Here is a 24,638-nt window from a genome sequence, read left to right on the forward strand (position 1 = left end):
TCAGCCGGTGTTTTTTGTTTCTTTTTGACATCAAAAAGAAAGAGCCCTTCGGCGGCGGCGAGCCGAGGCAAGGCTTAGCCCTGGGGCAAAAAAAGAAATGTATACGTCATTTATATTGATTTTTATACCATAAATTATTCCTCAGGATGACAATCTATACTCATCACACAATTTCAAAGACCGATTTAAATTATAAAGATGGTTTTGCTAACAGAAAAATATCAAACCCAGGTTATTAAGGTTTCTTACTAGTCTCAAAACCATACAATCCATTTTGGTAGAGATACGAAGCCATTTGGTAATTGGAGATTGCTTCATCAATCAGTTTCTGGTTTGCCGGTATGGCTACAGCACCGCCGTTGATAAAATCGGGCTTGTAGGTAGCTACTTTTTTATGCGGATTCAAAATCACCAGGGTTTTATTTTTGATGTATCCCAAACTCTGGTAAGTGCTGATGAAAGCCCTTTCCTCACGATCATTCATTTTAAACACATCCTGACCAAAAAACTTGCTGTCGTAACCGAAATTCAGATAACCCAGAATGGTAGGGCCGATATCAATCTGCGCCGTAAGTTTTTCGAATTTGCCTGGCGTAATGTGCCCCGGACTGTAAAAAATCATTGGAATATGGTATTTATCAACCGGTAATTCTACTTTACCCGCGCTTGATGCACAATGGTCGGCAACAATAACAAATAGCGTGTTGGAAAACCAGGGTTTCTGTTTCGCTTCCCGTATAAACTTTCCAATGGCATAATCAGTATATTTAACTGCACCTTCTCTGCCGGTGTGCGAGGGGATATCAATCCTGCCTTCTGGATAAGTATAAGGGCGGTGGTTCGAAACCGTCATAATCTGTGCAAAAAAAGGCTTTTTGTTTTGATAATCTTTATCCAGTTCACGTAGCGAAAGTGTAAACAGATCTTCATCAGCAACACCCCAGATATTCGAGTAGTGGATTTCTGAATCCTGAAGCGCAGTTCTATCCGTTACCTGATAGCCATTATTGGAAAAAAACTCATTCATGTTATCAAAATAGCCATAGCCACCATAAATAAATCTGCTGTTATAGCCTTTAGAACGAAATACATTACCTAAAGTAAACAGATTTTTATTATCAGGTCGCTTTACAATAGATTGACCCGGGGTAGGTGGAATACAAAGTGAAAGGGCCTCTAAACCACGTACGGTGCGCGTTCCTGAGGCATAAAGGTTACTGAAGAGCAAACCTTCTTTAGCAAGCGAATCAAGTTGTGGCGTAATATGCTGTTTATTGCCAAATGAACCTAAAAATTCAGCGCTTAAACTTTCTACACTGATCAGTACCACATTCATTTTATTTTCGGTACCTGTGCTGCTGATGGTTCTGGACGTATTCTTAAATGTGCCTTTTGCAGTCGAATCATGTTGAAGTAAATTTTGCAAAATGCTCTCTGCTTTTTTGATTGGTAGCGTTTTATAAAAAGTATTATAGTCCAGCTGATTATTCCAAAAAGCAAATCCAAAATCGTACATACCATTACCCGAAAGTTCATTTACATATTGGTTTTTGCTCAGGTATTTTAATTTGTGGCTTACACCAAAATAGGTGATTACAGGCAGGCACAAAAGAATCAGGGCAGTTTTACTGCGTTCACCAAAACCTGTTGCATGGGTAGTAGAAGTGGTGATTGGTTTTCTTAACCAATAAACAACTAGTGAGGTGACTATAACCAAGCCTGTCATAATGCTGTTTATCGGGTACGATTGGCGGATATTTCCAATAACTTCGGTGGTATACACCAGGTAATCAACTGCTATAAAGTTGTAGCGCACCGAAAATTCTTCCCAGAAGAACCATTCCGAAATGGCATTGAAAATAAGCGTAAAAACAACGAAAAAAAAGTAAATGAACAATAATACCCTATTGGTTTTGCTGGCATACCATTTAGAAGGCAGCAGCCACAGGTAAATCACAATCGGAATGATGGCAAAAGATGCCGCGGCAAGGTCGTAAAATAAGCCGATGAACAAAATTTTAAGAAGATTGGGAATAGACCATTCAACGGCATTTGCACTGTAAATCAACAGGGCTATTCTGGTAAGGAAAGAAATGCTGCATAGCAATGCCGTTACTAAAAAAACTGGTCCAAATCTGTGATATAGTAATTGATTGGTTTTTTCTTTAAAGCTCATAATTCACGATGGATCAAAACAGAAGTTTACCTGGCAGATTATTAAATAATTGGCGAAGGTAGGTTTCAATTCTGAAGAAATCCTGAAGGTTTGGTTAGGCTTAAAGATATTGTTAAATTAATTGGTTTAATAATTTATTAAGTCTTTTTTATTTTTTGTTAACAATAAAGTCTTTCGATACTGGCTGATGGAAACGGATCAAGGCTATGCCAGAAAAATAGTTAGTATGGTATACTTTTGAACTGTTTTTTCTATTAGCAAAGTGCTTAAGTGATATTCCCGGTATATACATTCGCTTCAAAAATTTAGAATATCATCATACTTCAGAATTTCTCCATAATTCGCTTATAGTTTTGGTTAAAATTAAAATGATGAAAAGTTTTTTAATAGCGCTGTTGATTCTTAATGGCATGGGACAAACCTATGCCTCGTGCAATATGCAAGCTATCCAAAATGTAGATTCTCTTAAAAATGTTCCCGCAGATTCATTAAGGCGATGGTATACAGGTGATGTGGTTCCGAAAAGAAAATTTATGCCAGCAGCCTTTATTGTGCCTATATTGTTTGCCGGCTATGGTTTTGCATCGGTTTATGATCACGGTGCACTAAAACAGCTCGATTTAAGTACCCGGGCAGAATTACAGGAAGATCATCCTTTATTTGCTGCACATGTTGATGATTATTTGCAATTTGCGCCTGCTGCTGCAGTTTATGCGTTAAATTTATCGGGCATAAAAGGGAAACACAATTTATTTGATGCTTCCATGTTATATGTAACCTCTGCTGCCATTATGGGCGTTTCTACCCATCTGGTAAAGCAAGGTGTGGGTAGGGAACGGCCGGATGGGTCGGGATTTAATTCTTTTCCGCCAGGACATACTGCTTCTGCATTTATGGCCGCAGAATTTCTTCACCAGGAGTATAAAGATATCAACCCGTGGATTGGTTACGCGGGTTATTTTGTTGCCACGGCCACCGGAACATTGCGGATGTACAACAATAAACATTGGTTTAGCGATGTGGTGGCCGGTGCCGGATTTGGGATTGCTGCCACGAAAATATCCTATCTGGTGTATCCCAGCATTAAAAGCCTTTTTACCACCAAAAAAGAATCGAATTTTACTTTCATGCCCTTCCATCAGCAAGGTAGTATAGGTTTAATGCTTTCAGGGAGATTTTAACGTTGATTTGATAACAAAACATACCTAAACTAAATTAGTCAATCGTTTGCGCGGTTATTGATCTTGTAATACTCAAAAGCTTGAGCTACTTTTAAAAATACAAATCAACAAAACCAAAAAACATCAATGGAACGTAGAGAATTTATTAAAAATGGCACATTTACGGCTGCGGGTTTAACCATCCTGCCAACCGGAAGTTTATTTGCATCATCAGACAGTGGAAAAGTTAGATTAGGTTACATCGGGGTAGGTGCGCGCGGGATGAGCCATATTGCTGAAGGTGCCTTAAGAGATGATGTAGAAATTGTTGCCATTTGTGATACACAGGAAAGCTCGCTTAAAATTTGTCGCAATTTTATAGCTAAAAAGGGCATACCTGCTGCCACAGAATATACCGGAGGTTTAGATGCTTATAAAAAACTGCTGGATCGTAAAGATATTGATGCCGTAATTATTGCAACGCCCTGGCAGTTTCATCGCGACCAGGCGGTTGATGCCATGAAAGCAGGTAAGTATGTAGGCTGCGAAGTAATTGCTGGCTTAACGGTAGAAGATCATTGGGATATTGTAAATACCTCTGAAAAAACAGGCATGCCATACATGACTTTAGAGAATGTTTGCTACCGTAGAGATGTTATGGCGGCTTTAAATATGGTTAGGCAAGGGCTTTTCGGCGAGTTGTTACACCTGGAAGGCGGTTATCAGCATAACTTAAGAAATGTACTGTTTAATAACGGTAAAGATTATTATGGTGGCGGGGTAGAGTTTGGCCCTAAAGCCTTGAGCGAAGCACAATGGCGTACACAGTTCAACATTGATCAGGATGGTGATTTATATCCAACCCATGGAGTTGGGCCAATTATGCAATATGCCAATATTAACAGGGGGAATCGTTTTACCAGTCTGGTATCGTTCAGTTCTAAAGCCAAAGGTTTGGCCGCTTATGTAGAAGAAATGTCGCCTGGCCACCCCAATGCCAAAATCGATTATAAAAACGGTGACGTGACCACAACCATGATCAACTGTGCAAATGGCGAAACCGTTTTGTTGAGTCATGATACGCACCTGCCTCGTCCGTATTCACTCGGTTTTAGGGTGCAGGGTACAAAGGGACTTTGGATGGATGTAAACAAATCGGTTTATATCGACCATAAATCAAAAAAAGATGATGTTTGGGACCCCGCCCAGGAATGGTTTGCCAAATACGATCACCCGCTTTGGAAAAAATATGAAGCAGAGGCAGTAGGAGCAGGTCATGGCGGTATGGACTGGTTTGTGTTTAACGCATTTATCCAGGCCGTAAAACAGAAAAAACAAACACCGATTGATGTATATGATTCCGTAACGATGAGTGTAATTACACCGCTTTCTACAAAATCATTAAAAGAGGGCAATATGCCACAGAAGTTTCCTGATTTTACCAAAGGAAAATGGAAAGACCGTAAAAATACTTTCGCTTTAGACGACAGCGGTTTTTAGTCTCGGTTGCGGGTATTGCCCAGGCTTACCCGCATATTTTTAACTAGTAATCAATTTAAAAGGTGGTTGAACGCTTTTTTCTAAAATTTTGTCAATTATATAAAACTTTATGTTTCAGGTAGTTTTAGGTGCTTATGGGCTTCATGCAGAAAAATGTAAAATGGAACCTTTCGGTTCGGGTTTAATTAACCATACCTGGAAAATTTACCATGAGGGCTTAGCCTATATTTTGCAAAAGGTAAATACAGCAGTTTTCCAGCAACCTGAACATATTGCTCAGAATATCAAAGCGATAAAAGGATATTTAGATCAAACGGCTCCCGATTATTTATTCGTTGCTCCGGTTAAAGCTACAAATGGAGATGATTTTGTGGTTATCAGCGATCACTTTTACAGGATTTTTCCATTTGTGGAGGATTCCTGCACGATCGATTTTGTAATACATGCCGAACAGGCCTACCAGGCCGCCAGGCAGTTTGGTGAATTTGCCTGCAGGCTCAGCGATTTTGATGTTCAAAAACTAAAGCCTACCATTAAAGATTTTCATAACCTACCCTTACGTGTAGCGCAGTTTAAGAAAGCATTGGCAGAAGCTGGTAACGAAAGGATTAGCGAGGCAAAGTTTGCAATAGAAGAGATTATCAGGTATTATGATATAGAAGAACAGTATGTACAGCTGGTAGGTAGCGGTGCACTTCATTTACGGGTGATGCATCATGATACCAAAATAAGCAATGTATTATTACAGGCCGAAACCGGTATAGGTTTATGCGTAATTGATCTGGATACCGTAATGCCGGGATACTTCATCAGCGATGTGGGTGATATGTTGCGTACTTATCTGTCAAGAGCCAATGAAGAAGAAAAGGATTTTACTAAAATCGCCATTAGAAATGATGTTTTTGCCGCGATTTACAAGGGCTATATGGAAAAAATGGGCCAGGTTTTGACGCCGATCGAGAAGCAGTTCTTGATCTATTCAGGCAAATTTATGATTTACATGCAGGCTGTCAGGTTTATCACTGATTTCTTAAACGGTGACATTTACTATAAAACAAATTATCCCGGGCAGAATTTGGTAAGGGGCTTAAACCAGATCGATTTATTAAATAAGTATGTGGCCAAACAACCGGAATTTGAAGAAATGATCAGGGAAATGGATAGAAGTAGGGAAACAGCGCATCCAATACACGGCCAGCTACGGACAACATAACGGTTTTTCCTCACAGACTCGTCCTTTGAACATCCGGTCGCTGCACCGCCTACATTCGGACTTATTTTTACTTTAACAATGCGCAAACGTTTGACTGGTAAAATTAGCATGCCTTTGGAACACCAAAACCCGGTCATTAAACCTGCTGTTTACCAAGTCTTTCGATGTAATCTTCTTCATCAGTTTCTGCATCACTTAAGTTATTTGTTTTAAAAACCCAGTATTTCATTAACGGATAGTTAAAACCGTAAGAAACGATACTGTCTGTTAAAAGCCTGCCGATTTTATAATCAATATGCAGGCTTTGCTGCAACAGATAGGTACCTGCTGATTTTAATGAAATACTGCCCAGAACCACACTGAAAAAGCGAAAAAGTTGCGTACGGCTAGACCGGGAATACCCAACATTACTTTTAAAAGCCCAAAAACGGTTAATGCAAAAATTAACGATGCCACCGAGTGTGCCCGAAATCAGAATTGAAATGGTAAAGTGGATATGCAGCCATTCGGTGAGCAGGATCATTAACCCATAGTCGGTAACACCTCCAGAAAAAGCTGATACCTGAGCTTTGAGAAAAACTTTTACAGATGGCCAGCTGATCATGCCTTTTCCTCCCGGTCTCTGGCATCACCTGCTTTTAAAAGTTTAACCGTGTCGATCACATTAATGACCAAAAGTAAGGCGGTTACAGTAACGGCAAAATAGGCAATGCTGCCTGCAAATAACGTTTCGGTAATCAGAGTAAGCGCAATGATTACCCGTAATTCGGTTGGCCCTACATATCCTGAATCGATTTGGTAGCAACCTGTTATTTTATAGCGGATTTGACTTATAATCATCGACCAGCCATATAAAACCACGAATAAAAAAGCAAAAATCTGTGTAGTTCCATTAGCGTAAAAGTAATAACCTAAGCCAATGAGGATAATACTGAGCCAATCCATTACAATATCAAGTGCAAATCCATACCACTTTCGTGCTATCCCGCGGTAATAAGCTAACCTGCCGTCAAGTGAATCGCCGAGCCAATTGATGATCAAACCTACAATACCGATCAATAAATCATATCTGGAATGAAATCTGCCTAAGATAAAAGCTATAAAAACAATTACCGATCCAAACAGACCAATCGCTGTCATGATATTTGGGGTGATCCATCCAGGCACTTTTTTAAGCAGGAATAAGATGAACTTCTGCTCGCTTTTATGCAAAACATTGGTACGTTCCCGATCTGAAAATATCCCGGTATTGTTTTCTTTTGCTTTAATAATACCCTCCAATTTAATAGCTTGCCAATACCAGGCCGAATAACATTATCGTTTCCGATCGATAAAATTTTAAACTCATTCTTCTCGGTAAACCCTTTGAAAAAGCAGCCATCCGTTTTAGTTTCCCTGATCTGACCAGGTAACTGATTGCCAGTACAAATAACATGCCTATTTAACGATGCCTGCAAAGCGCTGGTAAAATACGGTTGGACTGTTTTCATGCTTTGGTGCATATTTACCGGCAATAATCGGGATATAGATGACACGTCTTCTGCTTTCCTCACCACGAACAGAAGATTCTGCCACCCGGTGCCAAAGCCTGCCGTCGTGAATGGTTAGATCGCCGGCTTCAGGTAATATCGCTACCTCTTCGGCGTCAGGTTTATTATCCAGGAAATATTTTTTGCGGAAAAGCATTTGGTAAATACTTTGTTTATGGGTGCCCGCAATAATTTTTAATCCGCCATTTTCAGGTTTCAGCGTGCTTAAATGAATCCCTACATTCAACATCGGATTGAGTTTTGTGCCATAGAAAATATCCCTTAAACCATCCGTATGCCAACCCATTTTGCTGAATTTGCTTTCTGGTCCGTTTATATAATGGTTAAATACCATTCCATCTTTTTCTTCAGTACCTAAACGTGCACCATCTCCAGCCAGCTGGAGCAGGGCATTAAACCTGGGGTCTAACAGCAGGCCGCTTAACGTTTGATGCTGTTGGTTGATAAAGGCAAAACGCTGTACAATTGGCGAGCCATCAAGATCCTTTCCGTACTTGATAGGCACACCATTTATTTTTTTGATATCTTGTTCTATCCATTTTTTTTCAACCTGTTTTGATGCCTCAATGATGGAAGAAACGGTTTCTGGTTTGATAAAATTCTTAAAATGGATAAAGCCATGTGTGTTAAAGAACTCGATTTGTTGTGGCTTTAATTGCTCAGATAGGGTAAAGGTTGGATACGATGTTGCCATGTGTAAAAAGTTTAAAAGATTTAGGAAAAAGATAAGTTGAAATCAGAATGATGCGCAGCAACAGTACATTCGCATTCGCGAGTGGTTCGTTACTGAAAGATAATAAAACAAAGATGTTTTATTATACATAATCTATAGATTTAGTAGTATTTAATACAAACGTAACATATTTTTAATGTTATAAAGAATTTAATTGAAAATATTTTAAAATTAAGGTTGCAGGGTACACAGCCCTTGTTCCTACACCCGATAGCAATGTAAAGCCCGGATCCCGATTTTCATCGGAGGGGACTTGAAATGAATAGCGGGGCTACACACCGCCAGGAACAACTGTATGCTCGTTTCCCAATTTTATTTCGGTCAGTGAGAGACCAAGCGTTAGGATAAATGAGGGTTATGGTTCGTGGAGACACGAACCAAGGCGATGTATAAAAGGACCTTGAACATATTCGATCAGTCAGATGGGAACATCCGGCCGCGCATTAACTAAGTCTTATAAATGCCGGCGGCCATTTTTTCGATAAATCCTTTTGGTAATATCCTGTTTGCGTACACACTAATAACATTGGTAAAACCCGGAATAATCTCTGCTTTTCCGGCAAATTTGAAAGGCGAATTAAACCCCTGTTTCTAAACCTGATTGAGCGGAATAGCCCGGAGCGCAGCGAGGACTATAAGCGAAAGCAGGACTACACACCGCCAGGAACCACTGCATGGTCGTTTCCCAATTTTATTTCGGTCAGTGAGAGACCATGCGTTAGGATAAATGAGGGGTATGGTTCGTGGAGACACGAACCAAGGCGATGTATAAAAGTACCTTGGACACATTCGATCAGTCACATGGGAACATCCGGCCGCGCATTAACTAAGTCTTATAAATGCCTGCGGCCATTTTTTCGATAAATCCTTTTGGTAAAATCCTGTTGGCATACACACTGATGAGATTGGTAAAACCCGGAATAATCTCTGCTTTTCCGGCAAATTTGAAAGGCGAATAAACCCCTGTTTCTAAACCTGATTGAGCGGAATAGCCCGGAGCGCAGCGAGGACTATAAGCGAAAGCAGGACTACACACCGCCAGGAACCACTGTATGCTCGTTTCCCAATTTTATTTCGGTCAGAGAGACCAGGCGTTAGGATCAATGAGGGTTATGGTTCGTGGAGATACGAACCAAGACGTTGTATAAAAGGACTTTAAACATATTCAATCAGTCAGATGAGAACATGCGGCCGCGCATTAACTAAGTCTTATAAATGCCTGCGGCCATTTTTTCGATAAATCCTTTTGGTAAAATCCTGTTGGCGTACACACTGATGATATTGGTAAAACCCGGAATAATCTCTGCTTTTCCGGCAAATAATCCCTTAATGGCAATTTCGGCCACTTCATCAGGTTTCATATTAAATTTCTCGGCCATTTTGTTAAAAGCATCCAGTCCGGCGCGGTGTGCAAAACCGGTATCAACAGGGCCAGGACTCAGGCAGCTTACGGAAACCGGACCGTCTTTAAGTTCGAACCTTAATGCCCGGGTAAAAGATAAAATAAAGGCTTTTGTTGCCGAATAAATGGCCAGGGTGGGTACAGCCTGGTAAGCTGCGGTACTGCAAACGTTAAGAACATATGCCTTTTTTTGCGTTGAAAGGACTGGAAGCAATAAGTGGCATAACGCGGTTACAGTAGTCATGTTTAACTGACACATTTCTAACTGAGCATCCAGACTCAATTCTGCAAATTTCCCCCATAATCCGTAGCCGGCATTATTGATCAGGATCTGAATAACATAATTCTTTTCTGTTATCCAGTTATATACAGCCTGAGGAGATTCAGCCAGACTAAGATCAATGGACATGATGTGCACTTCAACCCCATATTCATTTTGAATAGCCTTTTGTAAAAGGCCTAATTCATCGGCCGAGCGTGAAATGAGCAGCAGATTGATATTTCGTTTGGCCAGTGCAATGGCCATCGATTTGCCGATGCCTTTGCTGGCTCCGGTTATCATTGCGTACGTATCCTTGGTGTCCAACATCTTGGCAAATATCAGATAAAATAAATCTTTTGCCTTATTTATTTTAAAAAGATGCATGATTAAACACCAGTTCAGCAACTTTTTTGAATTATTATTTTTAACGAGTCTAAATAATATTAGATTTGCCGAAATTTTCAGATCCATATGAGACACCTATACCTAAAATTTTTTGCCACAGTATTTATGATGCTGTTAACCATTACCTTATTTGCACAGGGAGGAAAAGGATCCATCAAGGGCAAAGTAGTCGACTCCCTGGGGAACGGCGTCCCTTTCGCCAATGTCCAGGTTAAAAAGCAGAACCTTAAAACCACTTCTGACCAAAGGGGTACCTTTAAACTAAATGCTGTTCCGGTAGGCAATCAGCAAATTAAAGTTTCGATTACGGGTTACGACCTGCTTGAACAGGCGGTGTCTGTGACTGCAAACGATACCATTTTGGTAACATTTGTTTTGAAAGAGCAGGCCGAAGGGCTAAATGATGTCATTGTTTCGGCCAGCAGAAGGCCTGAGTCACTATCGCAAACCCCGTCATCGGTAACGGTGCTTACTGCGAAAGAACTGAATACGCAATCAACCATTAGTCCGAATTTGGCTAATATACTTTCTTATAGCGTTCCGGGATTAGGTTTTTCAACCAATCAAACCGGTAACTCTGGTCAGACTTTACGCGGCAGAAGTGTTTTGGTTTTAATTGATGGTATTCCGCAATCCACTCCTTTGCGGGCAGGGGGAAGAGATATCCGCAGTATAGACCCTTCTGTTATTGAACGTGTGGAGGTGATTAAAGGTGCCACAGCCATTTATGGTAACGGTGCAGAAGGTGGTTTAATCAATTATATTACTAAAAAAGCCGATCAGGGGAAATCATTTGGAGGGTATTCGCAAGCTGGCATTACCGGAAACTTAAAAGGAGATAGCACTATTGGTTACCGTTTTTCGCAACAGCTATATGGTAAAACCGGTAAATTTGATTACCTAGTAAGCGGGATGTTCGAAAAAACCGGTGTTTTCCGCGATGCAGATGGTTTGGTTTTATCGCCTGAATACGGTTTGGGAGAAACCAGATCTTACAATGGTTTTGTAAAATTAGGGTATAACTTTACGCCGAAACAGCGCTTACAGCTGATGTACAATTATTTCAGTTCCAGACAACGTTCTAAATACATTACCAAAGAAGGTGTTTATGGTCAGTCGCCAGCGATTGGGGTTTACGGTACAAGACTGGGCGAAGATGAAGGCACAAGGTTTAATCATAATGCCAATTTACAATATACCAATCAGCAGATATTCGGTAAAACCGATTTAACGGCGAACCTGTATTACCAGGATTTTTACACCATTTATTCTAATTCAGCTTCGTTTTTTGGCGGCGGCCAATCGGCCATTACCTCTACCAAAAAAGGCGCCAGGGTAAACCTGAACACACCTTTTAATTTAACAGACCGGGTACCGATGCAATTGAACTATGGTTTAGATTTAATGAACGATAAAACCGCTCAAAGCTTAACTGATGGGCGTTTATGGGTGCCTGATATGAATATGGTAAACTTTGCGCCTTACTTACAGGCCTCTGCAACTTTAATAGATGATTTAACCATAAAAGGAGGGCTAAGGGTAGAAAATATCAACATTGATGTAGATGATTTTAATACGCTGGCCACCGGTGCAAACGGTGCAGGAAGTATTGCGGTACAGGGCGGCAAACTAAATTACAATGCTTTGGTGTTTAATGCAGGTGCGCGTTACTCCAAATTCAAATTTTTTAACCCTTTTATCAGTTATGCACAGTCGTTTTCGGTATTTGAGCTAGGTAGGGTATTAAGGGCAGCCAAAAGCAATACCTTATCGCAACTGGAAACCAAACCCATCATTGTAAATAATTATGAAGCCGGTTTTAGCAGCAGTATAGATAAATTTAATTTTAGTGCAGCTTATTACTATAGCACTTCTAAACTGGGGGCCAATCTTTTAGAGGTAAATGGCGTCTATATTTCTCAACGTATTCCTGAGCGTGTATATGGATTTGAAATACAGGCTGATTATCAGTTGCTACGTGAATTGAGTATTGGCGGTAACTACGCACAGGTAGAAGGAAAAGGAGATGTAGATAATGACGGTGACTTTAACGGCCCGAAAGATGTATATTTAAACACAACGCGTATCCCGCCATCAAAAACTACGGTTTACCTGAAGTATTCAGGTATTAAAAACCTGAGTTTGGATGTCAACTGGATGCGGGTAGGAAACCGCGATCGTTTTAAAACCAACGCTGCGGGGAAATATTTAATCGGTGAAGGACCGGTAAAAGCTTTCAACCTATTTAATGTTGCAGCAGTGTACCAGGTTATACCACCGTTAGAATTATCTTTGGGAATAGAAAATTTATTGAATAAAGTTTATTATCCTGCCATTTCCCAGTTTTATGGCAGCAATATAAATTATGTGAGGGGAAATGGGCGCAGATTTAACCTTTCACTGGGTTATGCTTTTTAAGTAATGAAAAACAGGAAATTTAAAAATACCATCAGGAACATTCACCTCTGGCTCGGCCTGGCAACTGGCCTGGTGGTATTGATCATTAGCGTAACTGGCGCGCTATATATTTTTGAAGAAGAGATCAGGGATTATACACAAAAAGATTTTCGGTACGTAAGGCTTCAGAAGAAGCCTTTTGTGGGTTTAGATAAAGTGATTGCGGGATTTGATAAACTTTCGCCCAAAGATGAATTAAGGCTGGTGAGAATCGAAGATGCACAGCCAGATGCAACAGTAGAACTGACCAGTAAAAAAGGAAAGGTTTACTATTTTAATCCTTACGATGGTACTTTAGTAAAACAAGGTGAAGAAGACTGGCTTCAGGTGGTGGAGCATATCCATATTTCGCTGTTGTTAGGTGAAACCGGAAAGTTTATCATACGGTGGTCGGTAGTGATTTTTGTACTGATGCTCATTACCGGACTGATTCTCTGGTTTCCCGGTCAAATGCGGTTGCTAAAACAATCGTTCACCATTAAAAGAAAAGCATCATTTAAACGACTAAATTACGATTTACATAATGTATTGGGTTTTTACGCGTCGTTTGTGCTGTTGGTTACCGCTTTGAGTGGTTTATACTTTGCCTTTAAAGAAGTAAAAAATGCAGCCAGCTTTTTTACCGGGAGTAAATTGAAGCAGGGCGAAGCGATCGTTTCGGCCAAACCCGCATCGATTGATCCCTTGCCTGTTCGTTACCATAAAATCTGTACCGAAGCTAAAATCAAATATCCCGGGGCTATTTCTACTAGTCTTTCGGTTCGGGGCAAGGGCGAATTGAGGTTGAGGATGATTTATCCGTACCGATGGGCACGCAAGCAGAATACTTTTTTTTATGAGGAAGCTACCGGCAGAATGATCAGGGCGAAGTTGTACAAAGATTATAACGGGGCCGATTTGATAGAGGCCACCAATTACGACCTGCACACGGGCAGGCTTTTTGGCCTTCCGAATAAAATTCTTTCCCTTATAGCAGCATTGGTTGCAGCGAGTTTGCCCATAACAGGTTTTATGATCTGGTGGCAAAAAAGGAAAAAGCACAAAAAGAAGTAACCGCATCCGCATGGTTGCTATAGTCTAAACTTTTCTTAAGTTCGATTCATATCTAAATCATAGTGAGTGTTTAAAGCCACTTTATATTAAGCGATCGTGATGCTGTTCCGAAGATTTGCGATCAGCATCTTTCATGCTATTAAGACCATGGAATGAATCCAATGGTATCGGATCAAGGTGACGAAAACAATGCTAAAATTCTTAAAAAATTGGCTTAAAAGCCAGGTTATTAATCGAAACTGAAGTTTTTAATAAATCTCTTTGCTTCATCATTAAAAGATTGGTCAGTCTTTATTGCGATTAATTGCTATCGTTCTTCCTGATACTTCAGTTTAATCACGATCAAAGCTGGTTACGTTTTAACCAAACGAAGGCAGTTAGAATTGGTGTCTGTCAAACGAGGTCTGATAAATAATTTAAAAATTATCCGATGATTTGTCAAAAAAAATGTAATTTTCTTTCCGTATTGGTCACCGTATAAATACGTGTTTAAATGGAGCCTATACTCAAAAGATAAAGAAAAACGCTATCATGATCTCTAAATCAGGCTTCACTAAACTCAGTATTTCAGAATTTGAAGAATGGATTGCCAACTTAAAGGTGGCCAAGACCATTTTGTACCTCCAGCAACACCATACCTGGAACCCCAGTTACATCTCTTTCAAAAATGAAAATCATTTTGAGCTGCAGCTGGCCATGAGAGATTATCATGTAAACAATCATGGCTGGATGGAAATCGGGCAACACTTTACCACTTTTCCTGATGGAAGCATTTTAACCGGAAGGAGCCTGGAGCATACACCAGCTTGTATTTTTGGCTTTAATGCCAATGCCATCTGTATAGAAAACCTGGGCAATTTTGATTTGGGTAAAGATGCCATGACGGCTGCGCACAAAGAAACCATTGTAAGAATGACGGCCGCTTTATGTAAAAAATTCAGCATTCCTGTTAACAGCCAAAAAATTGTTTACCACCATTGGTTTAACCTCTCCACCGGCGAACGCAATAATGGCACTAAAAACAATAAAACCTGTCCGGGTACCAACTTTTTTGGAGGCAATAAAGTAGCCGATTGTGAAAAAAACTTTTTGCCGCTGGTTGCCAAGAGTTTAGGGGCTGCTGCTCCACCAGCACATGTTCGGGTATTAAAATATGCTTATGTAACTGCCGATACCTTGAACATAAGAGAGGATGCAGACGCGAAAAGCAATAAAGTAAAAGGTAGGGATGCAGCTATTTTGGGGTCTATTTTAAGGGTTTACGAAATCAAAAACGGCTGGTACAAGATATCTTCCTCTGATCATCATTGGGTAAATGCTTCTTATACAAGAGACGTGAAACGCTATATCGTGAATGCCCATGTGCTCAATGTACGCAGTGGGCCCGGTACCAACTATCCCAAAGTTGCTTCATTATCCGAAAATCAGGAAGTATTTGTAACCGAAGAAAAAAATAATTGGTTCAAAATTTCATCGGATAATAAATGGGTTAAAAAAGAGTTTTTAAGTATAGCAAAGTAAAACGTTACGGTAAGATTTTTTTTGTGCTGACAGGGTATGTTTTTATGATCTGTTCAGGCTACTTTATTTCAGTTTAATTAATATTTTATCGTACATTTTAGCTTGGTTGTAAGTTGGTTGAAACCTGCCATTTTTTAGCCTTTTCAGTTTTTTAAAATTAGTCGTCGATACATTTAAAAGTGATGTTTATACCTGGTAACCCGGAAGTGATGTGACCTGTACGCTATTTTTAACCCTGTTTTATGAATAACACAATAATGAAAAACCTATAATCGATCACACACTATGCGCTCTACAAACTCCCCTGTTCAAAAACTGATCATCTCGAACAGTGATTACATCCATGTGGTACAGTTTGATGAAATTGTTTTCTGCCAATCGGATGGATGTTATACCCACATCAATCTCCATAACGGACAGAAACATACATTGGCCAAATCCTTGTCCAAAATCTGTATGCAGCTTTCATCCAGCCAGTTTATCCGGATCAGCCAGACTTATCTCATTAACAAAACTTTTGTCAATAAGATCGATAGGAAAAAGAAAAACCTTTACCTGTTAGACCGTACCATTGTTCCGTTTACCATTTCCCTTAAAAATCTGATGGAACTTATCAGCGATTCTATTCATCCTAAAATTGCTTTGACAGATGCAGATAATGGCTGGAAATAGATCAATACTTAACAGTTAGCCATGAATACTTAAACGTTGCTTTTTGCATTTCGGTTTGGGTGCATTTCGGTCTATTTTTAACTGTTACTTTAAGCAGATAAGCTTAAAAATGTAAAGTTAATCCAAAAACCGATGCCTGATCCTTTTTGCCTGTACGGACCACCGTTTACCTTAACTGGTGAAGAATATTTTAGCGACAATACTGTTGGTTTTCAGGTTGCCTTCGGCACGCCTGAAGATCAGCAGCTTGTTTTGGCCTATCAATGGTACCTGAACGGCATACTGATGATCGGTGAACATGGTGCAAGTTTGGCCGGAAAGATCTATTGCGGTCACCATACGGTGGGGGTAAGGGTGTTAAGCAGCGAGGGCTGGTCGGGCATAAAAAACCGTAGCTTTTATACCTGTAAGGTGACAACAGGTTTGGAATTAAACGGTCCGGATACGATTAACGAGGGCGATTCGGCAACCTTCAGGGTCTTACGCCACTTTTCTGACGGAACCGTAGAAGATTTAACCGCCCGATATACCTTTACCGTTACTGGCGGTGATGCCGGTTTTAATGGCAATGTGCTCACTACCGTGAAGGATGATAGCAGCTTTAGTGATCAGGTGATTAATATTCTCGGCACTACGGTAAGTGGCGATACAATTTCCAAAGACATTGTGGTGAAAAATACCACACCGTTTAATTCGTCGGTGCTTGTTGTAGATTTATTTGATGATGCCAGCCTGAATATAATTGGTTTGATTAATAATCCTGAAATAGCGGTTAATCATCAGGCTGCTTATTCCGGAAATAATTTTTTGCCTGCATCAGTAGTAGCCGAAAATGCCTATATATTGGCTTCCGATCTGATGAACGGAACGACCTGGCGTTTTGAATTTAACCTGGCGAAACTGATAACAGAATATCCGGGAACAAACGATTTTGTGTTTTATATCAAAGGCCGTGGCGCATCAGATCAAAACTTAAGTGGTGCTTTCAGCTTAAAAACCAAAGAAGCTAAAATGGTAATGACGGGTCATGCCGGTAGTTATATACCAAGTGTAACCGGCGGTGATACAATCAATTATACCAACTTTAATAGTTTTGTGGTAAAAGGGGCAAATGGAAGTTATTTAGAGGCTGATCTACGGAATATCATACGCTTCAATTACCATGTACCGACTGATACCTTAACATTTACCACAGCTGAACAGATCGTTATTGCAGATTTTGATCACGTGGCGGTCCGCTATCATTGGCAGCAGGGTGCCGGACAGGATCTGGATATATTTGTTGGTTTTGAACAGACGGGAACGGCGTTCGACGGGATTTACGTAGGTTTTGGTGGACCTAACCGCACAGTGCCGGCCGATACGGTTCCGCAAAGCGATGCCTATCTCTGGTGGGCATCAGACAATACAGGCGCATCGGGCATTGAGGCCGTGCTTATTGGTATGGAAAAATTTGTGGCTGCATACCCCAATTCGGCAAATATTATAGAAGTTGGTCTTTATGCCATCTGGTTCGGCACGCCTGCCTCGGGCGATTTTAGTATCGAACTGGTGACCTATAAAGGTGGCACCATGCAGCTGGTGGGTACCAATTTTGTTAATGATGGGGGAGTACAGGTCTCTAACAATACCATTCCGCTAAATACAATGAAACATAAACAGGCAAATGGTACGATAGCCGATTACTTCAAACTTGGAAACCTGGCTTACAATAAGACAACCAAAACCGCCACATTAAATATCAATTCAATCATTGATGAAGGTTCGTAACCGGGTACCCTATAATTTTTCCTTTAGTTTATCAAGATATTTTAAGCATGACCCCATTTGTTCCGAAATCGTATTTCTTTACCGATCCTGCCACGATTAGCCAAACGGCAGCCCAGGCTTTTGGGCCAGTTTCTGACAACGAATTTAACCTTACAGCCAAATTTACCAGCACCGGCGGGCAGGCCTTGGCCATTTGTAAAGGTGTGGTATTGATACAGCCACAGGCGGCGGGTAGTAATGTAGTTAATTTAATATTGCGCCCTTACGAGCAACCCATTAACGGCTTAAATATCCGTTATTTTATTTACCGTGGTTTGCAGCAAGGCGATTTCTTTAATGGCGACCTGGTATTGGCCGATGGTAATGAGGTATCGGGTTTTATCAAAAAAATTAATAAAAGCTTTGCCGGTTTTTATAAAAACGAAAATGTGCCACCCTTTCTGGCCAAATACATTGGTTTCGATCCTACACAACAAGCAGCTACTTTACCACTCGATCAGTTTTTCTTTAAAGAAACTGAATATGTTGATAGTGCCGGCCAGTTTATAGAAAAAGAAGATACTGCTTTCGAACTGCCCATGATTGCTAAAGGCACCTCTTTAGGCCACTTTATAAACGGCGAATGCGGAATAGATGTGGTACTCAATTACGGCGATTACCAGCTGCCTTCGCCCAATGCCGAATTTAATTTTGACCTGAATTATGCCAGGGCAGCATCGGCAAACATTAACCTGGCCAGTATTACTAATGAATTCCGTAAGAAATTGGTGAGGGAGCAGATCACCCAGTTTTTAGATGTGGCTGCTTTTTATGGTTTTCATACCGCTAACGGATCGGTAAATATTAATGGTACAGAAACCAAAGGCGAAGCCATTTATAATGCAGCAGTAAATAAATTCAGCACCAAAAACAGGCTTTACCTGTATATCCAGAGCGATAGGTGCCGTTCTTATAATTTTTATAACAATTATTTAATTGACAATACTGGTTTAGAAAGCCTAAAGTTGGGTACGGTAGAAACAACTTTAAACGAAGTGGTGTATGGAACCAATGGCTGGCCTTTACTCATAGATGAAGCGCCGCGCACGCCAGCAAGTACCACCAACCCGCTTTTTTTACAATTGGTAACCGATAATGGGGCGAATAGCATGCTGTATGGGCAGGTAGCAACGCTGGTTAATGCAACCAAAGAAAACTTTATCAATGCCGAAGGTTTAAAGGCACCTAACGCTACCGATGGCACACCCAGTTTGTTTACCAAAACCATTGTACTGGCCAACCTTGCGGTGGCCGGAGATAATAACAGCTTAAATATAGCCAGTTTTAATATCCTGATTTACCAGGGATCTACTTACCCATACATTTTAGGGCAGGAAACCGACGACCAGAATGTAACCACCAATGTATTGGGCCTGCCCAATTTCTTTGATGATGTATTCGATCAGCTTAATGCTACGCCACTGTTAAAAGCAACAGAAAATAGCGATTATGCGGTGCTTTCTTCGCAAAAGGTAAAACTGATTAGTCATTACAAAGACAAGGCGCAGCTGGGCATTTCTGCTGTACAAACTTTAAATATTAATGATGTAATTGAAACTGATGATCCAGCGAACCCAACCTTAAAACGGGTAACCTATATTACCGAAGCGGTCGATGTACTAAACTCGGCACTTTCGGTGACGGGAACCCTTACGCCGGATACCAAATCCAACCCATCGGTATCGGGGGCGGTAAGCAATAACAAAACCTATCAATTACCGGATGCCTTTTATTATAATTTGCAGTTATTTACCGATAGTACCGAAACCATTACCGGGCTGCAGTTACTGGCCAAAGATGGTAGTACATCGAATAAGATCATTTTAGGACTTACCCAGTCAGAAAATGATCTGCTTAAAGCACTCATTACCACCAATAATTTAATGAATACCAGGCTTTTCCTGATTGATCTGTTTGAGGATGGAAACGAATTGATTTCTGCTGAAAATATAACCTATCAAAAATATAAGGCAGGTGTAGTGGGCGAGACAGCTATTGGCGAACTGAAATTATACCTGCCTGAAACTGATGTGATGGTGTATTCGTTGGACCGGAAATATCATTTTACGGGTGGGTATAGCCGATATGTAAAGATGATGGGATTAAAATTTTATTACACAATAGATAAAAAACTATAATAATGGAAGATTCTTTAAAGTTAGCCAATAACTTATATGTAAAAATATCTGCTGTTAGCGATTTAAATTATTTTGAGCCAGAAGATTCCAATATGGTTTTCTTCGATGATGGTACTTTAAAAAGGTTTAAAAAAAATGGTAAACCATATTTAGCATTAACAGATGGTAAAGGTGATTTCGTTGGATATTTCTTAGAAAAAAATTTTTGGGCTTTTAACAAATTTACAAATGAAGTTAAGAATGAGCAATATGCTCTAAGACCAAGTTTAGGTTTAGAAGCGCTTTTTTATGGATATGATGCAGAACCTAATTCAAAAGTCTTCTTTAGTTACAAATTCATCGCTAGAGAAGGAAATACCTTTAAACTTACTACTGAGTACGGCTTTAAGTTAAGAAAGGACTTGGGTATCGATAGCAATATAAAAACAATAGGAAAATTAACAGAGATTTCTAAAACAGTTCTAGACGATGTTATTGCTTATGGCAACTATATCATTAAAAAAAAATATTTAACACCAAATGGCATATTATCACCTTTAGATGATGATGAACTTGAAGACTTATTTGATGTATTGTATGTTTTAAATGAATTATTCAAAGACAATTTATTCATTGATTTTCTACAGAGTAATGACTTGTATGACATACTAGAAGCACATGTAGACTTGCCAAATAGATATCTTGCGCCTAATAATGACATTGATGAACCATATCATAAATTATATAATCAAGAATATTTTGCTTTATTGCGAATAAAACTTGTAGAATTTAGATATTGGATATTAGGATTCGACCACGAATATCATAAAATTAGTATAGATGAATTAATTGTATATCTTATTAATATTTTTCCTTCAGTTGAATTATCATATCTAATATATAATGTAAAATACAAGATCCTTAAAAAAATCTTATTAGAAAGCATTTGGAAAAAAGGCGACTGGTATTTTAATAAGATAAACCAGGAAGAAGCCATAGTAAAGATAGTTGGTTTATTTTATACTACGATTGGAGGTGGCGTTAATATTACAGAAGTTGATAAATTTATGGATGATCTTCAAAAGCCGCTTGAGCCCAAAAAAGAAACATTATTTGAAATTTTGTATAAAACAGTCGATGATCCGGTTTTCTTTAGTGATGATGGAAAAGGTAATAAAGGGCAAGTTATTTCTACCATGTATAAAATGTGGCTAGTTAGTAAATATAATCCTTATAAAGATAATGATGAGAATACAATCTCAACAGAAATAAGTTACCATTATGATAAAAAGGAAGCACCGATATTATTAAATTATAAATCGAGTACTTTTTTAGGGATCAAATTTGATGACTTTTCTTTTAACTTTACATCAAGTGGACAGGATAAAGTAAGGAGATATATAAGCGTTACAGAGGCTGGTCAGACTAACGAATTTGGAGGAAGTACTGATACAAGGGTAGGTACTTATCATATGTTTCAGCCAATTTCATTAATGGAACAGGTGAGCGAAAGCCTTGTTAATATCCCATATATATCTGGTGGTACCGGTGATCAGAGATTAAATAATTTTATACCTATATTTTATTTAATGTATAAGGACGATGTTGATGGAATAAGCAATGTTAAGCAGGTTACAAACTTATTATTTGATATAGCATTAACATTTACAGGTGTTGGAAATGTTGGTAAAATTAGATATTTGAGGTATGTAAGATTTGTGGAATGGGGTGTTCCAGAATTTAAAATTTTTATAGGTCTTGTTGAATTTACGTCAGGTACATTGGGGTTATTAACTCAATATGCAGGGAGGGCTTGTGATAGTGAATTATGTAATGCAATTAAAAACATTGTTTTTTGGTTGCAAATAGCTTCTGCGAGCGCTGATGCAATTACAAATGTAATGATCAAAAGAGCTGCTAAAAGACTAAAAGATGTAATCCCACCGTCAGGATTACCAGATGATTTTTTAGAAAATGCAATTCAAAGGCAGCAATTTGAGAGTAAAATTGATCAGCTAGCAAATGAGGCTGCAATTGGTTCAACAACTATAAGAAATAGACTTAAAAATGAGGTAAAACAGAAAATATATTTTGCTAACTTAGATAGTTCAGGTAAGATCAAAGAAAACCTAGACTTTATTATGATACATGCTGATAGTCAACTGGATGATATAATTGAAAAAGGTGTGTCTCTTAATTTGACAGAATTGGAAATTCAGGGTTTTATTTTTATAAGCTGTAAAAAAGGTAAAACAATTGAAGCTTCGGTGTTGCAAGGACAAATGGATTATTGGATAAATGTCAAGAATGAAAAATATCCCATTGGTAAATTCCTATCATTGACTGAATGCGTTACGTATAAAGATCAAGTTAAGCAATTGGTAAAGGAATTTGGTTTACCTATATCAGATATACGATTTCAAGGTTCTTGCCTTAGATCAGCTTCAGCTAAGGATATTGACATTGCAATATTTATTAATGAAGAAGACTTACCTTTAATAAGTCAAAAATTACATGAAAGACTTAAAGAGAAATTTTTTGCAAGAAACTCAAAGAAAGTTGTGCCCGATGCAAAGCGGTTTCGAGATTATGATGATGCGGTTGAAAAATTAAACAGAGAAATTGAAAAAGGTATTATAAGACAAATTTCCTTTGGGAAATTAGAGGGGGGACAATCGTTTATAACAGAAGCAATAAATAGAGGCTTCGCATCTCCAGGTTCAATGGATATTTCTATTATAGTAAAGAAGAGAGGATTTGATACTGCGCCTTATCTAAAATTTTAAAGTAATGAGCACAAAACAAGTTTATGCCAATAATTTTGGTAAAGAGATTTCTGAAAATCAAGTTAATAAATCAGGTGACTATTTATTGAAGTTTTACAATGAGGATAAATTAATTAAAATTCAACAGTATTTGAAAGGAGTTTTGGAGGGTACATCTTATAATTTAAATTCCAATGATGATATTCAATCAATTTTAACTTTAGATCCAAATTGTTCTTTCCAAATAGAATCACAGCAAGGAAATTACAAGCTCTATGAATGTATTAGCTATGAAAATAAAGTTATGGTTGATAGACAAGTTTTTGTAGAACCGCGTCTTCTTAACAAAACGATCTGTAGACACGTATATAACATTGCTACAAATACTGTTAAACATGTTCATACAATTAAAATTTATTATGATGTAAATGGAAAAGATCTATACGAATTTGAATATAATGACCAAGGAGAGTGTGTATACGTAAATAATTTGCAAGAATATCAGGCTAATTTCTACGCAGCTAATATAGGGATAGATCCTGATTTAGATTTTACTTGGCAGGGTTTTGAGTATTATCAATTTTCTGAGCCTCTAATTCCTGTGTAAATTTTTGTAATGTTTAAATGGATAGAATATTTGTTGTAGGCGATATTCACGGATGTTATGATGAGTTGTTAGAACTTATAGACAAAATTGCATTTGATGAGCATGATCTGTTACTATCAGTTGGTGACATTGTAGATAGGGGTAATAAGTCGTTAGAGGTGTATCATTTTTTTAGAGATTTACCCAATGCTAAAATTATAATGGGAAATCACGAAAGAAAACATCTAAATGGGGTTCTTTCGTATGCTCAAGAAATTGTTAAGCTTCAGTTTAAAAACGAATACGCTGAATTTATAGAGTGGTTAAAGGACAAAAGATATTATTTTGAATTTGATGATTTAATTGTTGTTCACGCTGCGTTGGAATATGATAAAAAATTAGAGGATCAAAATGATAGTGTTTTGTGTGGCTCAACTGCTGGCGAGAAGTATATGCAGTCAAAACTAAAACTCAATACTTTTTGGAATGATTATTATTTTGGAGAAAAGACTATTGTTTACGGGCATACTGTAATTGGCAATTATCCCAAAATATACAATAATACGATTGGAATAGATACTGGCGCTTGTCATGGTGGATTATTAACTGCTGTAGAGTTTCCGGGACAAATAATTCATCAAGTCCATTCAAAGAAAGATTATTGGAGAGAAGAACAACAGAAATGGCAATTACCTATTCTCAAGGAAAAAAAATGGAGTTCGTTGGAAATTAAAAACTTCGAAAAATTAAAGAATAAATTATCCTATGTTGAAGATGCTGAAGTTAAAGCATACATAAATGAATTAGAGAATGGTTTTTCATATTTCAAAAAAATGTATCCTATAATTATTTCAGAAATAGAAAAATTAACAAAGTCAATTAATGATGAAGATGTTAATTTTTTTAATGAAATTGCTAATAGGTATAGTTTTTCAAGTCTTATTTTTCAAAGTAAAAAAGGAAATTTAACTCTAATGAGTGTTGAGAGAAACTTTGATACTCCTTTAAAAATTTTATGGATAATGAAAGAATTAAATTTGAAAATAGACAAAAAATGGGAAAATCTCTTTTTTGAATAATGTTTATTATGCCCTTGGCAATATTGCTTGTACCCCCTCGCTGGCGCACGCGCAATGTCGTTAAGTTAAGCTATATCCCTCTGTACATCAAAGGTTTTCTCTTTTCTTTATAGACCTTAATTCTTTTGAAGCTTCTATTGGATCTAACTATATCCGTGCAATTCTTTAATAACTTTAG

At 38.5% G+C, this 24,638-nt stretch carries 18 protein-coding genes; 12 read left to right on the top strand and 6 right to left on the bottom strand.

Annotation, left to right across the window (positions count from 1 at the left end; translation table 11 throughout):
- Nucleotides 1-235 precede the first annotated feature (235 nt).
- Nucleotides 236-2,176, bottom strand: coding sequence for an LTA synthase family protein (locus QZ738_RS06340; RefSeq protein WP_293785771.1), 1,941 nt, complete (start codon nucleotides 2,174-2,176; stop codon nucleotides 236-238).
- Between the two features lie 371 nt (nucleotides 2,177-2,547).
- Here QZ738_RS06340 and QZ738_RS06345 point away from each other — a divergent pair, with 371 nt between their 5' ends.
- The 3 genes from QZ738_RS06345 (at nucleotide 2,548) to QZ738_RS06355 (ending at nucleotide 6,049) form a co-directional block, all read left to right on the top strand.
- Nucleotides 2,548-3,357, top strand: a complete 810-nt coding sequence (locus QZ738_RS06345) for a phosphatase PAP2 family protein (protein ID WP_293785773.1) — start codon at nucleotides 2,548-2,550, stop codon at nucleotides 3,355-3,357.
- A gap of 126 nt (nucleotides 3,358-3,483) precedes the next feature.
- Nucleotides 3,484-4,836, top strand: a complete 1,353-nt coding sequence (locus QZ738_RS06350) for a Gfo/Idh/MocA family oxidoreductase (RefSeq protein ID WP_293785775.1) — start codon at nucleotides 3,484-3,486, stop codon at nucleotides 4,834-4,836.
- Between the two features lie 109 nt (nucleotides 4,837-4,945).
- Nucleotides 4,946-6,049: a phosphotransferase enzyme family protein gene (locus QZ738_RS06355; protein WP_293785777.1), complete on the top strand. Its 1,104-nt coding sequence runs from the start codon at nucleotides 4,946-4,948 to the stop codon at nucleotides 6,047-6,049.
- A 136-nt stretch (nucleotides 6,050-6,185) separates the two neighbouring features.
- Here QZ738_RS06355 and QZ738_RS06360 read toward each other — a convergent pair whose 3' ends face one another.
- The 5 genes from QZ738_RS06360 to QZ738_RS06380 all read right to left on the bottom strand — a co-directional run bounded on the left by QZ738_RS06360 (nucleotide 6,186) and on the right by QZ738_RS06380 (nucleotide 10,380).
- Nucleotides 6,186-6,653 (bottom strand): GtrA family protein, encoded by a 468-nt coding sequence (locus QZ738_RS06360; RefSeq protein ID WP_293785779.1) that lies wholly within the window; start codon nucleotides 6,651-6,653, stop codon nucleotides 6,186-6,188.
- Entirely contained in the window at nucleotides 6,650-7,330 is a 681-nt protein-coding gene (locus QZ738_RS06365; RefSeq protein ID WP_293785781.1) for a CDP-alcohol phosphatidyltransferase family protein, read from the bottom strand. Before QZ738_RS06365 ends, QZ738_RS06360 begins: the two co-directional genes overlap by 4 nt.
- 156 nt (nucleotides 7,331-7,486) lie before the next feature.
- Nucleotides 7,487-8,293, bottom strand: coding sequence for a phytanoyl-CoA dioxygenase family protein (locus QZ738_RS06370; RefSeq protein ID WP_293785783.1), 807 nt, complete (start codon nucleotides 8,291-8,293; stop codon nucleotides 7,487-7,489).
- An 865-nt stretch (nucleotides 8,294-9,158) separates the two neighbouring features.
- Nucleotides 9,159-9,368, bottom strand: a complete 210-nt coding sequence (locus QZ738_RS06375; RefSeq protein ID WP_293785785.1) for a hypothetical protein — start codon at nucleotides 9,366-9,368, stop codon at nucleotides 9,159-9,161.
- A gap of 166 nt (nucleotides 9,369-9,534) precedes the next feature.
- Nucleotides 9,535-10,380, bottom strand: a complete 846-nt coding sequence (locus tag QZ738_RS06380) for an SDR family oxidoreductase (protein ID WP_293785787.1) — start codon at nucleotides 10,378-10,380, stop codon at nucleotides 9,535-9,537.
- 87 nt (nucleotides 10,381-10,467) lie between these two features.
- On the opposite strand from QZ738_RS06380, the gene QZ738_RS06385 reads away from it, so the two are divergent.
- The 9 genes from QZ738_RS06385 to QZ738_RS06425 all read left to right on the top strand — a co-directional run bounded on the left by QZ738_RS06385 (nucleotide 10,468) and on the right by QZ738_RS06425 (nucleotide 24,460).
- On the top strand, nucleotides 10,468-12,819 hold the full coding sequence (locus QZ738_RS06385; protein WP_293785789.1) for a TonB-dependent receptor: 2,352 nt from the start codon (nucleotides 10,468-10,470) through the stop codon (nucleotides 12,817-12,819).
- A 3-nt stretch (nucleotides 12,820-12,822) separates the two neighbouring features.
- Entirely contained in the window at nucleotides 12,823-13,911 is a 1,089-nt protein-coding gene (locus tag QZ738_RS06390; RefSeq protein ID WP_293785791.1) for a PepSY domain-containing protein, read from the top strand.
- A gap of 531 nt (nucleotides 13,912-14,442) precedes the next feature.
- Complete coding sequence (locus tag QZ738_RS06395; RefSeq protein ID WP_293785793.1) at nucleotides 14,443-15,432, top strand: SH3 domain-containing protein; 990 nt, start codon at nucleotides 14,443-14,445, stop codon at nucleotides 15,430-15,432.
- Nucleotides 15,433-15,717: 285 nt separating this feature from the next.
- The gene (locus QZ738_RS06400; protein WP_293785795.1) at nucleotides 15,718-16,104 is read left to right on the top strand and encodes a LytTR family DNA-binding domain-containing protein; all 387 of its coding nucleotides are present in this window, start codon (nucleotides 15,718-15,720) and stop codon (nucleotides 16,102-16,104) included.
- Between the two features lie 132 nt (nucleotides 16,105-16,236).
- Complete coding sequence (locus QZ738_RS06405) at nucleotides 16,237-17,874, top strand: hypothetical protein (RefSeq protein ID WP_293785797.1); 1,638 nt, start codon at nucleotides 16,237-16,239, stop codon at nucleotides 17,872-17,874.
- Between the two features lie 47 nt (nucleotides 17,875-17,921).
- Nucleotides 17,922-20,051: a hypothetical protein gene (locus QZ738_RS06410; RefSeq protein WP_293785799.1), complete on the top strand. Its 2,130-nt coding sequence runs from the start codon at nucleotides 17,922-17,924 to the stop codon at nucleotides 20,049-20,051.
- A 2-nt stretch (nucleotides 20,052-20,053) separates the two neighbouring features.
- Complete coding sequence (locus QZ738_RS06415; protein ID WP_293785801.1) at nucleotides 20,054-22,816, top strand: hypothetical protein; 2,763 nt, start codon at nucleotides 20,054-20,056, stop codon at nucleotides 22,814-22,816.
- Nucleotides 22,817-22,820: 4 nt separating this feature from the next.
- Nucleotides 22,821-23,402 (top strand): hypothetical protein, encoded by a 582-nt coding sequence (locus tag QZ738_RS06420; RefSeq protein ID WP_293785803.1) that lies wholly within the window; start codon nucleotides 22,821-22,823, stop codon nucleotides 23,400-23,402.
- A gap of 17 nt (nucleotides 23,403-23,419) precedes the next feature.
- Nucleotides 23,420-24,460: a metallophosphoesterase gene (locus tag QZ738_RS06425; protein WP_293785805.1), complete on the top strand. Its 1,041-nt coding sequence runs from the start codon at nucleotides 23,420-23,422 to the stop codon at nucleotides 24,458-24,460.
- Nucleotides 24,461-24,638: the final 178 nt, after the last annotated feature.

The sequence above is a fragment of the uncultured Pedobacter sp. genome, assembly GCF_913776295.1.
In the GTDB taxonomy this organism is placed as follows: domain Bacteria; phylum Bacteroidota; class Bacteroidia; order Sphingobacteriales; family Sphingobacteriaceae; genus Pedobacter.

Excerpts from the sequence above, each read along its gene's own strand:
- QZ738_RS06340 (WP_293785771.1), bottom strand. The coding sequence starts at position 2,176 with ATGAGCTTTAAAGAAAAAACCAATCAATTACTATATCACAGATTTGGA.
- QZ738_RS06345 (WP_293785773.1), top strand. The coding sequence starts at position 2,548 with ATGAAAAGTTTTTTAATAGCGCTGTTGATTCTTAATGGCATGGGACAA.
- QZ738_RS06350 (WP_293785775.1), top strand. The coding sequence starts at position 3,484 with ATGGAACGTAGAGAATTTATTAAAAATGGCACATTTACGGCTGCGGGT.
- QZ738_RS06355 (WP_293785777.1), top strand. The coding sequence starts at position 4,946 with ATGTTTCAGGTAGTTTTAGGTGCTTATGGGCTTCATGCAGAAAAATGT.
- QZ738_RS06360 (WP_293785779.1), bottom strand. The coding sequence starts at position 6,653 with ATGATCAGCTGGCCATCTGTAAAAGTTTTTCTCAAAGCTCAGGTATCA.
- QZ738_RS06370 (WP_293785783.1), bottom strand. The coding sequence starts at position 8,293 with ATGGCAACATCGTATCCAACCTTTACCCTATCTGAGCAATTAAAGCCA.
- QZ738_RS06380 (WP_293785787.1), bottom strand. The coding sequence starts at position 10,380 with ATGCATCTTTTTAAAATAAATAAGGCAAAAGATTTATTTTATCTGATA.
- QZ738_RS06385 (WP_293785789.1), top strand. The coding sequence starts at position 10,468 with ATGAGACACCTATACCTAAAATTTTTTGCCACAGTATTTATGATGCTG.
- QZ738_RS06390 (WP_293785791.1), top strand. The coding sequence starts at position 12,823 with ATGAAAAACAGGAAATTTAAAAATACCATCAGGAACATTCACCTCTGG.
- QZ738_RS06395 (WP_293785793.1), top strand. The coding sequence starts at position 14,443 with ATGATCTCTAAATCAGGCTTCACTAAACTCAGTATTTCAGAATTTGAA.
- QZ738_RS06400 (WP_293785795.1), top strand. The coding sequence starts at position 15,718 with ATGCGCTCTACAAACTCCCCTGTTCAAAAACTGATCATCTCGAACAGT.
- QZ738_RS06405 (WP_293785797.1), top strand. The coding sequence starts at position 16,237 with ATGCCTGATCCTTTTTGCCTGTACGGACCACCGTTTACCTTAACTGGT.
- QZ738_RS06410 (WP_293785799.1), top strand. The coding sequence starts at position 17,922 with ATGACCCCATTTGTTCCGAAATCGTATTTCTTTACCGATCCTGCCACG.
- QZ738_RS06415 (WP_293785801.1), top strand. The coding sequence starts at position 20,054 with ATGGAAGATTCTTTAAAGTTAGCCAATAACTTATATGTAAAAATATCT.
- QZ738_RS06420 (WP_293785803.1), top strand. The coding sequence starts at position 22,821 with ATGAGCACAAAACAAGTTTATGCCAATAATTTTGGTAAAGAGATTTCT.
- QZ738_RS06425 (WP_293785805.1), top strand. The coding sequence starts at position 23,420 with ATGGATAGAATATTTGTTGTAGGCGATATTCACGGATGTTATGATGAG.